Origin of the sequence: uncultured Lactobacillus sp. (assembly GCF_946477725.1) — a bacterium.
In the GTDB taxonomy this organism is placed as follows: Bacteria; Bacillota; Bacilli; order Lactobacillales; family Lactobacillaceae; genus Lactobacillus.
Window position 1 is genome coordinate 37,265 of sequence record NZ_CAMKZC010000008.1, and the last position, 13,020, is coordinate 50,284.

Here is a 13,020-nt window from a genome sequence, read left to right on the forward strand (position 1 = left end):
CATATTCTTATTCTAATCTAAATAGCTCTCTAATACTTGCAATACGCCCATTTCGTTATTAGACGGTGCCTCATATTTAGCAATTTTTTTAAGGTCTTCATGTCCATTTTTCATTGCATAACTATATCCCGCTAATTCGATCATTTCTTGATCGTTTAAACCATCGCCAAAAGCAATTAATTCTTCAGGTTTTACGTTAAAGTAACGCAGAAAATATTTTAAACCCTGTCCCTTATTAACTCCATTCGGCATTACATCTATATTATTAAAACCACTGGTAGTGCAATGAATTCTTTCTGGATTCGTCTGATTGAATTTTAGTTCTAATTCATGCGCAAGTTCAGCAGAGCACTCTAAGGTCAATTTGGTTAGGCTATCACTTGTTGGAATATTAATAAGATCGCCAATTTCACAGGCGTTAGGATAAAAATAATGCATCAAATTTTTAAAGTTACTTAATGCCTTTTTACTCAGATATGAGTTGTTCAAGCCACTGGCAGCAATTTGAACATAAGGATAATTGGTTTGAATAAAATTAATTAATTTTATGCCAGTTTTATAAGTAAACACATGGCGAACTATTATTTGATTGTCTTTCGTTAAAATTGAACCATTATCAGCGACAATATCAATCCGATCTAAAAATTCATAAAAATCTTGACGTAAACGTGATAATGGTCTGCCACTGGAGACGATAAAGTGGATATGTCTTTGACGCAATTTAGTTAAGACTTTTTCGAAGCGCTCATGATCAAACTGTTTTTCATCATTTTCAAAGGTTCCATCCATGTCAACGGCTACAGCTTTAAAGGGAATATTTGTCATATAGATCTCCTCAATTTATTTTTTAGTTACTACTATTATATAGTAGATATTCGGATATTTTAACTATTGCTAGTGAAATAATATTGAGTACTGCTATTTTTGAAAGCATTTTAACTAAATTTTTGATATATAAAAACTCCGAAACCAAAATAGTTTCGGAGAATGGAGTTAAATTAAAATTTAGTTACTAACTTGAGTAGGCTTTCTTCTTCCGACAAGCCAACAAACCAGGATTGCCAAAATTGTTTCAATAATAATCATGACAATATTAACACCAATTTTAATTTGACCAAAATTAATTGCAGCGTTGTGAAATAGTGTATTTTTCTCACCAAGGTATAGATCAAAAACAATAGAACCGATTATCAAAATAAAAATAGTAGCCCATTGCTTTTTGTTAAATGCAATACCATATTCTTCTTCACGCCGTCTGATACTTGGAAGAATAACACCTAAACCAATTAACACGATAATAGCGACAATATTAATTATTAATTCGTACCACCAATAACCACTAAACTTCTTGATATCTTGGGGTGCAATTCCTAAAATAGTTGCGGCAGCAGTCACTATGAGTAAAAATAAACCGGCAAGGTATCCCAGCCTGTCGTTCTTAATAAAAACGTAGTCTGAGGTAAACTTTTGCGAGTTTTTCCTGATCTGCATGAACGAGAAGAAGATCCAGCAGGTTACTCCAGGAGAAATAATTCCATTCAAATTCAGCAGCCAATTAAAGATATCGTTCATATCTGGTAGGAAGATACCTAACAGCATGATAAAAGCTGATAAAGAAACAGTTAAAACATAGCCATTAATAGGTAGACCATTTTTGTCTTTTTTCTGTAAGAACTTAGGCATATATTTATCGCCAGTGTCAGAAATGAGCATCCTAGTCATAGCGTCAAGTAGTACAGCCAACAAAGCGGCGTTATAAAAGACAGAAGTCCACGCCCAAACATAAAGTAAGGTTTTGCCCATACCATATTGGTGTCCTACCATATCAAAAACGTAATAAGCACCGTTCATTTTTAAATCATTAGGAATATGGTAGCTGTTAAAATATATTCCCAAAGCAAAAGAGCCAAAGACTGTTAGAAAAATAGTCATTAATGCCAAAGCAATCATTGCTTTAGGAAAATCAGACTTAGGCTTTTTCATCTTAGTCACATAAGGTGCCACCAATTCACAACCGTTCAGTGCATAAATAAGCATTGCAATAGTTGTCCAATAATGCATGTCAAACTTGGGAATAAGTGTCCGCCAGGTAAACGGCTGTGTTGCCATGTGACCGCCTGATTTTGCTAGTCCCAAGAAGGCTAGGAAAACAAACATCAGGGTCATGATGAGCATTAATCCACCACCAATAGTAGACAGAACTTCCATTGAATGAGAAAAATAATGTTCAACAATAATAAAAATAATGAACATAGCAAAAGTCATCAAGGCGAATTTGGTATTAGAAATTTGACTTTGAAACTTTTCAGAACCGGTCAAAGCCCAGCCAATATCAACGATTATTTCGTTAGCTGAATCAACTGCATAAGGAATTGAAGCTGCCCAGTAAGTCCAAGCTGTGAAATAGCCCAAAAATTCTCCGTTAGTTCCACGAACCCAGGATGATAAGCCGCCACCTTCATTATTGAAAACGGATCCCAGCTGGCCCACCATTAATGAATAGGGAATGACATAAAACAAGCACATGATAATCCATGAAGTAACAACCGGCATTCCCTGATTTTGAAAGTTGTACATAATATCGTCCAGCCCGATCACGGTACAAAAAGCCATCAGGGTTAAGACTGGCCAAGATATGTATTTCTTGTTTGAATTTATTTCCTCCACTAAAACTCTCTCCTTTGAAAACAATTAATGTTTTTATTTTACTAATTAAATAAAAAATTGACCAGAGTCAAGATAAACTTATTTTAATGAAAGCGTATTAATTTATGTTAAAAAGTGAAGCTAAATAATTGCTAGTATTGAAATTTGTGGTGCTATGCGGTAAGATAATATCGTTAATACGCTATCAAAAGAAAGAAGGATTCTTAAATGTCAGGACATTCAAAATGGCACAATATTCAAGGCCGCAAGAATGCGCAAGACGCAAAGAGGGGTAAAATTTTCCAAAAATTATCTCGTGAAATATATATGGCTGCAAAGAATGGTGGTCCTGATCCTTCCGGAAATCCTAATTTGCGTATGGTAATGGATAAGGCTCATGCCAATAATATGCCAAAATCTAATATCGACCGGGCTATTAAAAAGGCTGAAGGCAATTCAGACGAACATTACGATGAAATTACTTACGAAGGTTATGCGCCTGGTGGTGTAGCTATCTTTGTCGAGGCATTAACTGATAATAAGAACCGAACAGCTTCTGCTGTTAGAGTTGCTTTTACCAGAAATGGTGGCTCTCTTGGTGCTACGGGTTCTGTTGCATATATGTTCAATCGTAGGGGCTACATTGTTATTGACCGCTCAACAACTGATGCTGATGAAGATCAAATGTTACTTGATGTAATGGATGCTGGCGGTGATGACTTGCAAACTAGCGATGATGCATATGAAATTTACACCGACCCTAAGCAATTTGCTCAAGTACGCGATGCACTTGAAAAAGCGGGCTATAAGTTGGCCAATGCAGAATTGACAATGATACCTGAAACAACCACTCCAGTTCCAGATGATAAAAAAGAACAATTCGATCATTTGGTAGATGCTCTGGAAGATGATGATGATGTTCAGAATGTCTATACGGCTGCAACTGACGAAGAATAATAAAATATTCATTTTAATGGATTCTCTAGAATCGAAGATGCGGTTCTAGAGAATTTTTTTATATTAAAACTAATTTTTTTGTTTCTCTGCTTTATCTTCTTCCATAATAAAACGGAGCATTTTAATATATTTTTCTGGTACTTCTTGTCCTTGATACAATAACTGAGTGTTCTTATCGGCTATGTCCAAACGAAAGCTTTTCGAACTTTCTTCTTTCTGACCTAATAAATAATCAGTAGATACGTGCAATTGTCGAGCTACTTTAGTCAAAGACTGGATTGAAGGTTTGATTGTCTTCCAACGATAAATACTATTTTCACCAATTTTGGCTTTCCTAGCCAGTTCCTTTATTGACATTCCTTGTTCTTTAGCGGAGTTGTAAATACGAGAATAAACATTCATGCTATTTTCGTCCTTAAAAAAGTATTACAAATGATTGCTTTTGTTCTTGACCGCTATCAAATATGGTAATATAATAAAATTATCCACATAGTGGTAAGCACAAAATTTTCATTTTTGTGTTAGTTAATATGGTAGCCTCAATTTGAACTTGGCTACTTTTTTGTATACCTATGTAGTATCACTTGTGGCAAAAGAAAATTCAATATTCCATAGTAATGCACTTAAAAATGAGATTGGGGGTAGGTATAGACATAAAATTAAACTATTAAATAAAATTATTTGGTAGTTTTAGAGCAAAAAGAAAAAGCCATTTATCATTTTGCTTCCTTATTAATGATATATACAAAGAAGCAAAATCGCAATAAAAAACTGTTTTTATTGCATTATATTGGTTAGCAATCACAGCTAATTATCTTTACACAATATAAATGTGTAGCATATAAAATCTTTATGAATGTAAGTAATTCAATTAGTTGGTTAAGTGATAACTATTCTAATCTGATTATCACCTAGGTTGCTAATCAATGTACTTTTAAAAAATTTTTATTTATGAGTAATACATAAGAATTAAAGTTGTTTCAGGATTAAACAATCGATAAGAATGAATTTAAAGTAGATAAGTTGGGTAGTCAAACACTAAATTTTACTGTAGTAATTTAGTTTGTTAAACCGAATTACCGGTAATTCTTTTATCTATACTAGAAATGATTATTCTAGCAATATTATTTAATATATTAATCCTATTATAAAAATTAAAAGTTCAGATTAAAAAAGTCCAAGAGGTTTTACAAAAACTTTATCAAAACAATAAAAAAATAAATATCACTAACGATCATTAAAAAGCTATTAAATTAATACTGACCTCAAAGGCAGCAGAAACTTCTTTTATGATCGTTATAGCACTAATTTTTTAAAGTCTAGGTGCTTCATTATTTGTAAACAGAAAGGAGAGTGATTTTAATAAGATGAACCCTTAAATACTACCTCTTCTACTGTGAATATTTAATTTTTATTGTTTTTAGTGTTTATTCATATTAATATAATTTTTTCTATCTAAATAAGTATGTTTTAATCGCAGTTTAGTAATGTATTTAATGGGTAAAAGTAGCACGAAAGTGCTACTTTTTTGTTGTGCTTAATAATATAAAACAGGGTCCAAATCACTTCAAATATTACTTTTAATAAAAAGAATAAAAGATAAACCTTAACTATTTTATAAAATTAGTATATGCAAAATTTTAGTTTTTGGTAAATAAAAAGTAAAAATTTATTTTTTTGCGTATTTAATATTAGTACAAAGAAAAGGAGTGAATTGATGAGAATCAAAGATACAGTTAACAATTTGATTGAAGAAGCAATAAATAAACGTACAAGTGATATTTTTTTCTTATTGCAGAGAAATAAGTTAGCGGTTAATTTTAAAACAATTGCAGGAATCAAAAATCAAGCTCACTATCCAGTGAATGAAGGGAAAGAAATAATTAATTTTTTGAAATTTGGTGCTCAAATGGATATAGCTGAACATCGCAGACCTCAAGTGGGAGCTTTTGAATATGAGTATAAAAATGTTGTGTACTATTTAAGACTTTCCAGCATTGGGGATTTTAATGATAATGAATCTTTAGTTGTTAGGATTATTTATCAAATTGATTCTGGCAAATATTTTTTTAATAGGCAAATTGAAAAGTTAACAGACTTAACTAGAAGAAGGGGATTGATAATTACCAGTGGGCCAACAGGATCGGGTAAAACAACTACTATGTATAATTTGGCAAAAATAGTAGGTAAAAACCAAATGGTAATGACTATTGAAGATCCTGTTGAAATTCAAGAGGCGGATTTCTTACAAACACAGGTTAATTTAGCAGCTGATATTAGCTATGAGGGACTACTTGAAGCATCTTTGCGCCATCGACCAGACATTCTGATTATTGGAGAAATTAGAAATAAAGTCACTGCAAGATTAGCTGTAGATGCAGCTTTAAGTGGCCACCTTGTCTTTGCTACGGTTCATGCCAAAAGCACTTTACAAACTATTTCTAGATTAGAAAGTTTACACGTTAGTACAGCAGATTTGTATAACTGTTTGACGGCTGTATGTTATCAACGCCTTTTACCTACAGCAGATGGTTTTGCCTGTTTGATGGATATTGATAGCGGCTCACAGTTGCAAGAAGATATTAGCCAAGAAAAAAGGGCAGATTTTGTCTCCTGGTTAGAAAATTTAAGTGAGCTCAAAGAAAGAGGAAAAATAAGTGCGCAAATATTTGAGCAATATCAACAAGGATAAATTAACGAGTAAAGAACGACTAGAGTTTTTAGAATATTTACAAAATAGTTTATCTAACGGCTTTTCCCTTAATGCGAGTTTAGAAATGATGCCTGTAATATGGCCCAATAGAAAAAATATTTTTAATAAATTGTGTACTGAAATTCATGCCGGAAAGAAATTGAGTTCAGAAATGTTAAAGTTAGGTTTTTCTAAAACAATAGCAACTCAAATCGAATTATCAATGGCACAAGGAAATTTAATTGATTGCTTGACTCAAATTGCCACATTGAATCGCTTGAAAAATGATCAGCTTAAAAAACTAAAATCTGAGCTGACCTATCCATTTGTTTTAGTTTTGATGATGATTTTCCTTTTACTATTTATGCAAACTTTTGTCGCAAATCAATTTGCTGAATCTGGTGAACATACTGGCGATTATATGTTGTTAATTTTATTATTTTCCTGCTTAGTAATAATTTATTTTATGAGTAAAGTGTTACTTTTACTAAAAAAGCAAGATTATGCTTCTCTACGTAAACTGAGGCATTTTCCCATTATTGGGCCCTTAGTTCAAATATACGTGGAATATATTTTAATTTACGATGTTGGACTTTTGCTTGCGAGTGGGTTCTCTTTACAAAAAATTTGTGATTATGCTGCTATGCAGGTGGAGGGCTCATTACAACAACAAATTGGCTTGAGTGTGGGTAAGCAGTTGGCTCAGGGAATAAGTCCTGACTTAATAATCAAAAAAGAGGATTTTTTACCGAATGAATTACTTTTGTTATTACAAACCGGTTCAAAGAAAATAGATTTAAGTAAAAAATTCATGCTTCTAGGACACGCACTTTTTAATGAATTAGCACAAAGAATAGAAAAGTTAATTGTAAATATACAACCTTTTTGTTTTATTTTAATTGGATTATGCATTATTGGCTTATATTTGAAGCTATTATTACCAATGTATGCAATGATGCAAAAAATTTGAGGAATAATGATGAAGAAAAAAATACTAAATTTGATATCGAAAAAGAGTAAAGTTAAGGGATTTACTTTAATAGAAATGGTAGTTGTAGTTGCAATAATTATGATGCTTTTAGTGATTATTGCCCCGAACTTAGCCAAACAGAAAAACAATGCAAATAAAAAAACGGATGATGCCTTTAAATCAACTTTACAAACTCAAGTAACTTTATATGAAGATGATAAAGATCGTAATGGTAAGACAATCAGTTTTCAGAATATGTTTGAAGATGGTTATTTAACTAAGAAGCAACTAACAAAGTCGAAGGACTATGCTGTAAAAGATGGTATCGTTGAAAAGAATGCTAAATAAAGCTAATTTAAAAGGATTTACTATAATTGAAGTGGTCATTACTTTGACTATAGCAATAATCATTACCGGTATAGGTGCAATAGAGTTAAAAGCTTATAAAGAAAAATTAATTTTAGAGAATACAGTTGCAGAAATTAGGAGTGCAGTAGAACAAGCTGCTCGTGTTTCAGCAACAAGCAAAAAAGCATGTGTTATTAGGTATTTTCCGAATGCAAAAGAAATAGAATTTGTCGGAGAAAATTATTTTAAATCGATAAAAATAAGCCAGCCAATACATGTTTATAATTTGTCTATTTTAAGAATATCAACTACCGGTTCGATGGCGCCTCATACTATTACCATCAGTGACGATAAGAATGCACGAAAGATAAAATTACAAATGACTTGGGGACGTGCTATAAATGATTCATAAAAAAATGTGTGGCTTTTTAGTAATGGAGAGCATGATTGGATTAATAATCGCATGTATTGGAATTACCACTGTAGAATTAATAATTGGGGAAAGTAGACTTATTGAAAGGAAAATTGAACGAAAAACTGACCGTACTTACGCTTGGAACGTGATGAAAAAAACCAACGTTAAACAGGTAATGGTACATGACCGCCTTTATCGCTTTGTAGATAATAAAAAAATTCTCGATGTAAAAAATAATAAAAAATATGAAATTAAAAAGTAAAGGCTTTATTTTAGCTGAAGCAATGCTCTCAGTTCTTATTACCTTAATTGTAGTATTGATGTTACAAAATTTGTTAAAGACATTGACATTAGCTAATAAAGCACACCATAAAACAGATGATGTTGTTTTTTCATATGTGCAATTAAATCGGTTTATAAATGAAGAAAAGGGTATAAAGGCTTATACCTTACCTAAAGATTCAAATTTCTCAAAAGCAGTGTTTGTAAAAACAAATAAGAAGAATGAGACAACTACCTATTATTTGACGCTATACAAAGATATGGTACGTGTGACAACACCTAAAGGAGGGCACATGCCTTTATTACTGAATGTTGAAAAAGCTGATTTTCTTACAAAAGATAGGTTGATTAAAATAAATGTAATGGAAAAAGATGGTAGAAAGTCTGAATTATACTTTAAATTTAATTCTCGTCCCAATTTGAAGAAGAAGGTAGTAAATGATAAAAAGCAAAAGTTGGAAAATAAGAGGTAACGCACTTTTAAGTAGTGTCTTAGTTTTGACTACCTGTTTAATTTTTATTCAATTTTATTTAGAAGTTTATCAGGAAAGTATGGAAAATAATTTTTTATTGATTGAATATCTGATTAATAATTGATTTGCTTGCTCTTATAACCTTGTTTCTATTAAAATTAAAATGTTTAGGAGATAAGGGGAAGAAATTATGGATAATATAGAAAAACTTTTTAATAATTTTTTGGATTGTGTTAAGTGTTTACAAGAAGCATTGAATGTCTCTTTGGGTGATGCTCTGGTTGAAACCTTTGACAATTTAGAAAATAATCAGATAAAAGTTGAGTTGGGAGCTCCAGACAAAGAAACTGTTCAAAAATTGAGTCAAAAGTATGCTAATTTGCACTACGATCAGCTTTCACCAAAAATTAAGATACAAATCTTCACTTTGTTAGTTTTAAAAGCTGTTAATGAAGATGGGCTAGATGTTAATCAAATGCCGACTCCACCTGCTATTGCTACTGTTATCGCTATGTTTATGCTCAAGCTTTTGCCAAAAGAAAAACTAATTATTGCTGATCCAGCAATTGGCACTGGTAATTTGCTATTTTCTGTAGTCAGACAACTAAAAAATTCTAACCATTCTAAGGCGGATTTTGAACTCTTTGGTATCGATAATGATGAAGAAATGCTAAGCTTTGCGGATATTGCAGCCCATTTGAATAAAATTGATATTGAAATGTTTTGTCAGGATGGTTTAACTCCTTGGATGTTTCCCAGCCCAGATGTTGTTGTAAGTGATTTGCCTGTAGGTTATTATCCAGTTGATGAAAACGCTACTAATTTTGCTACTAAATCTGTGAAAGGTCATTCGCTTGCTCACCTTTTATTTATTGAACAGATTATTAAGAACCTTAGGCCAGCGGGGTATGCTTTTCTACTCGTACCACAGACAATTCTTTCTGGTAAAGGCGGCAGTGACTTCATGCCTTGGCTGTCAGAAAAAGTTTTTTTACGATCCATAATTGAATTGCCTGACAATGCTTTTCAAAACAAATTTAACCAGAGATCAATTTTAATTTTTCAAAATCATGGAAAAAATACCAGAAATAGTGAAGTATTTCTCACAAAGTTAGACTCGTTTAAAAAGGAAGAAGACCTAATAAAGCTTAATGTTAAACTAAATGAGTGGTATACTAAAAATATTAATTGATTTGTGAAAAGTTTAAATTTCAAGTTTATGGAGGGAATCAAATTTATGAAAAAAGTTTTAGCAATCAACTCAGGCAGTTCTTCTTTTAAATATAAGTTGTTTGCTTTACCAGAAGAAAAGGTTTTGGCAGAAGGAATTGCCGACAGAGTTGGTATTAATGGCTCCTCTTTCCAAATTGACCTGGCAAATGGCGAAAAGCATACTGAGAAAGTAGCAATTCCAGATCAGGAAACTGCTGTTAATTTATTGCTTGCGGCTTTGAAGAAATACCATGTTGTTAATGATTTAAGTGAAATCGTTGGTGTAGGTCATAGAATAGTTGCGGGTGGCGAGGAATTTACCGATTCGGCACTAATCGACAAGAATAAATTACAAAAAATTTATGAGTTAAAAGAATATGCTCCCCTTCATAATCCTGCAGAAGGCAAAGGCATTGAAGCCTTTATGAAATTACTACCAGGTGTTCCTGAAGTAGGCGTGTTTGATACATCATTTCACCAAACTTTGGATCCTGTTCACTATATGTATTCAATTCCTTATCATTATTATGAAAAATACGGTGTTCGTAAATATGGAGCCCATGGTACTTCAGTTCGTTATATAGTTGGTCGTGCCGCTGAAATGCTTGGTAAAGATGCTAAGGACTTGAGACTGATTGTTTGTCATCTTGGTTCAGGAGCATCAATAACTGCAGTTAAAGGTGGCAAGTCTTTTGATACATCTATGGGATTCACTCCATTAGCAGGCATCACCATGGGTACTCGCTCAGGTGATGTCGATCCATCTGTTTTGCAATATATCATGAATAAAGACCATATTGATATTAACGAAATGATTGATATTTTAAATGATAAATCTGGTCTATTAGGTATTTCTGAAATTTCCTCAGATATGCGTGACTTAGAGAATAATTCTGATAAAAAAGCTGATCTTGCTAGAGCTATTTTTGTAAATCGTGTCATTCAATATATTGGTTCTTACATGGTTGAAATGAAAGGTGCAGATGCGATTATTTTCACTGCTGGAGTAGGAGAGCATGATTCTGGTATTCGTGAAAATGTCATGAAATCATTTGAATTTATTGGTTTAAAGCCTGATTTAGAAGCCAATAAATCAAATGGTGAAAAATTCATTACCGAGCCAGATTCAAAAATAAAAGCTTTAGTTATCCCAACTGATGAGGAATTAATGATTGAACGTGATGTTGTTCGTTTAGCTCACTTGAGTTAATGGTAGAATATTTAATTAAATAGAGAGGTCGCTAAGAAGAACTTAGCGATTTTTTTTACTTATTTTTGATATTATAGTATTGGAAAAATAATACATAATAATAATGAAATAATATATCTGATTGGCAAAAAGACAGGTTTAGCTCAAAAATTTCGAGACAAATCTAATGGTGATGGTGCAGTTAGACGGGGGTTAGTAGTTTTTGGTGGTACACAGTTTTTGCCATGGTACTATGTGTTGTTGCCTGAAAGAAATGTGTCGTCATTGAATGATTTAAAAATGGAGGAAAGAACATTTTTTTAAAGAGATGACAATATTAGGACTGTAATTATACAGGCCTGTCAGCCGCAAAGAGTTAATTATGATATTTTAGGCAATACCGATAACCTGCTACATGTAGGTGTTTTTCCAAGATATCAAAGAGAAAAGACGGAAAGATTAGTCAAACTATTTTGATTATAGTATGTGCATTATCGGTCTGATTCTGACTATCAAAATGATTAGTTGTTTACTTTGGAAAATAACTGAAAACCTGAAAAATAGTAAAGGAAAAATAAATGATTAAATTAGTTGCAATTGATGTTGACGATACACTACTAAATAGTAAGGGAAGACTGCTTCAATCTACTATCGAAGTAGTTAAGAAGGCAGTAGCGCGAGATATTAAGGTAGTGCTCTGTTCTGGACGACCATTGGCTGGTGTAAAGCATTTTTTGAATGAACTAGGCATAGTTCAGGACAATCAATACGTTGTTACTTTTAATGGTGCTGTCATTGAGACATTGACAGGTAAGACTCTTCAAAAATCTGGAATTGATCAAGCAACTTACGAAAAGATTGACCAATATTCTAAAGAGCATGACGTGGCTTACAATGTTGTCGATGAGAACAGTGCAATTATTACAAGTAATTTAAATGTTAATCGAATCACTATTGTCCAGGCGTGGGAAAATAGTGCTGGTGTTCTAATCAGAAAGCCTGATGAATTACCTAAAGATGATCAAATAATTAAGGCTGTTTTTGCTGACGAAAAGGACGAGCTTGACAAAATTGAAGCTGATGTTGTAAAAGCCTTTGGTAAAGAAAATTATGTGGTGCGAGCAGCCGATAATTTTTTAGAAATAATGCATCCAGGTGTTAACAAGGGAATAGCACTTGAAATTTTGACAAAAAAACTAGGATTTGAAACTAATGAAGTGATGGCAATTGGCGATGAGCGAAACGACATACCTATGTTTCAAGTTGCGGGTACATCCGTGGTTATGGCAAATGGTTCTTCTGAGGCAAAAAAACAAGCTGACTTTGAAACTGCATCAAATAATCAAAATGGAATTGCTTTGGCTTTTGAGCAATTTGTTTTTTAGATAGAATGCAAGGTTCCGCTCTGACATTAGGCAATTTCGCTATATTATGCTATAATTGTATTACCCAAAGCGGGGGTGTTTTGGGATTCGACAGGCGTAGATTCGCATTGACTGCGGTTCGTAGGTCACGTCTACGTAAAAACGTCACAGTTTTATAACTGCAAATAAAGAAAATTCTTACGCATTAGCTGCCTAGTTTAGGCGCATGTGTTGCTTGTTTTCGGATTACTCACGTCTGAATTCAAGTATCAACTTAGTGAGTTACGTTTAACTACCTCATCTGAATAGTTAAAAAGAGTCATTTCAGGTTAGCTAGTCCATACTAGCCCTGTTATATGGCGTTTTGGACTAGTGAAGTTCAAATAATATAACTATAATTGTAGATGTCAGTGACGGAATGCGTTTGGACAGGGGTTCAATTCCCCTCACCTCCATCAATATATTAATAAAG

13 protein-coding genes and 1 other RNA gene are annotated in these 13,020 nt (G+C 32.8%); 11 read left to right on the forward strand and 3 right to left on the reverse strand.

What is annotated here, in order from left to right; genetic code table 11:
- Positions 1-12: 12 nt before the first annotated feature.
- Complete coding sequence (locus Q0R51_RS05010) at positions 13-825, reverse strand: Cof-type HAD-IIB family hydrolase (protein WP_294757146.1); 813 nt, start codon at positions 823-825, stop codon at positions 13-15.
- A 180-nt stretch (positions 826-1,005) separates the two neighbouring features.
- On the reverse strand, positions 1,006-2,667 hold the full coding sequence (locus Q0R51_RS05015) for an APC family permease (RefSeq protein ID WP_294757147.1): 1,662 nt from the start codon (positions 2,665-2,667) through the stop codon (positions 1,006-1,008).
- A gap of 207 nt (positions 2,668-2,874) precedes the next feature.
- Here Q0R51_RS05015 and Q0R51_RS05020 point away from each other — a divergent pair, with 207 nt between their 5' ends.
- Positions 2,875-3,603, forward strand: a complete 729-nt coding sequence (locus Q0R51_RS05020) for a YebC/PmpR family DNA-binding transcriptional regulator (RefSeq protein ID WP_294757149.1) — start codon at positions 2,875-2,877, stop codon at positions 3,601-3,603.
- Positions 3,604-3,672: 69 nt separating this feature from the next.
- Here the strand turns inward: Q0R51_RS05020 and Q0R51_RS05025 are convergent, their stop codons facing one another.
- Positions 3,673-4,005, reverse strand: a complete 333-nt coding sequence (locus Q0R51_RS05025; protein WP_294757150.1) for a helix-turn-helix domain-containing protein — start codon at positions 4,003-4,005, stop codon at positions 3,673-3,675.
- Positions 4,006-5,320: 1,315 nt separating this feature from the next.
- Between Q0R51_RS05025 and comGA the strand changes: the two genes are divergently transcribed.
- The 10 genes from comGA (at position 5,321) to ssrA (ending at position 13,006) form a co-directional block, all read left to right on the forward strand.
- On the forward strand, positions 5,321-6,295 hold the full coding sequence (comGA, locus tag Q0R51_RS05030) for a competence type IV pilus ATPase ComGA (RefSeq protein WP_294757151.1): 975 nt from the start codon (positions 5,321-5,323) through the stop codon (positions 6,293-6,295).
- Positions 6,261-7,265: a type II secretion system F family protein gene (locus Q0R51_RS05035; protein WP_294757152.1), complete on the forward strand. Its 1,005-nt coding sequence runs from the start codon at positions 6,261-6,263 to the stop codon at positions 7,263-7,265. Before comGA ends, Q0R51_RS05035 begins: the two co-directional genes overlap by 35 nt.
- 9 nt (positions 7,266-7,274) lie before the next feature.
- The gene (comGC, locus tag Q0R51_RS05040; protein WP_294757153.1) at positions 7,275-7,613 is read left to right on the forward strand and encodes a competence type IV pilus major pilin ComGC; all 339 of its coding nucleotides are present in this window, start codon (positions 7,275-7,277) and stop codon (positions 7,611-7,613) included.
- Positions 7,603-8,025 carry a Prepilin-type cleavage/methylation protein gene (locus Q0R51_RS05045; protein WP_294757154.1) on the forward strand — a complete coding sequence of 141 codons (423 nt, stop codon included), beginning with the start codon at positions 7,603-7,605 and terminating at the stop codon, positions 8,023-8,025. The genes comGC and Q0R51_RS05045 overlap by 11 nt, the downstream gene beginning before the upstream one ends.
- Positions 8,015-8,290, forward strand: coding sequence for a type II secretion system protein (locus Q0R51_RS05050; protein ID WP_294757155.1), 276 nt, complete (start codon positions 8,015-8,017; stop codon positions 8,288-8,290). Before Q0R51_RS05045 ends, Q0R51_RS05050 begins: the two co-directional genes overlap by 11 nt.
- Positions 8,274-8,783 (forward strand): ComGF family competence protein, encoded by a 510-nt coding sequence (locus Q0R51_RS05055; protein WP_122025914.1) that lies wholly within the window; start codon positions 8,274-8,276, stop codon positions 8,781-8,783. The genes Q0R51_RS05050 and Q0R51_RS05055 overlap by 17 nt, the downstream gene beginning before the upstream one ends.
- Positions 8,784-8,973: 190 nt before the next feature.
- Complete coding sequence (locus Q0R51_RS05060; protein ID WP_294757156.1) at positions 8,974-9,975, forward strand: class I SAM-dependent methyltransferase; 1,002 nt, start codon at positions 8,974-8,976, stop codon at positions 9,973-9,975.
- Positions 9,976-10,020: 45 nt separating this feature from the next.
- Positions 10,021-11,205, forward strand: a complete 1,185-nt coding sequence (locus Q0R51_RS05065) for an acetate/propionate family kinase (RefSeq protein ID WP_294757157.1) — start codon at positions 10,021-10,023, stop codon at positions 11,203-11,205.
- A 557-nt stretch (positions 11,206-11,762) separates the two neighbouring features.
- Positions 11,763-12,569, forward strand: coding sequence for a Cof-type HAD-IIB family hydrolase (locus Q0R51_RS05070; protein ID WP_294757158.1), 807 nt, complete (start codon positions 11,763-11,765; stop codon positions 12,567-12,569).
- 71 nt (positions 12,570-12,640) lie between these two features.
- Positions 12,641-13,006, forward strand: a transfer-messenger RNA (tmRNA) gene (gene ssrA, locus Q0R51_RS05075).
- Positions 13,007-13,020: the final 14 nt, after the last annotated feature.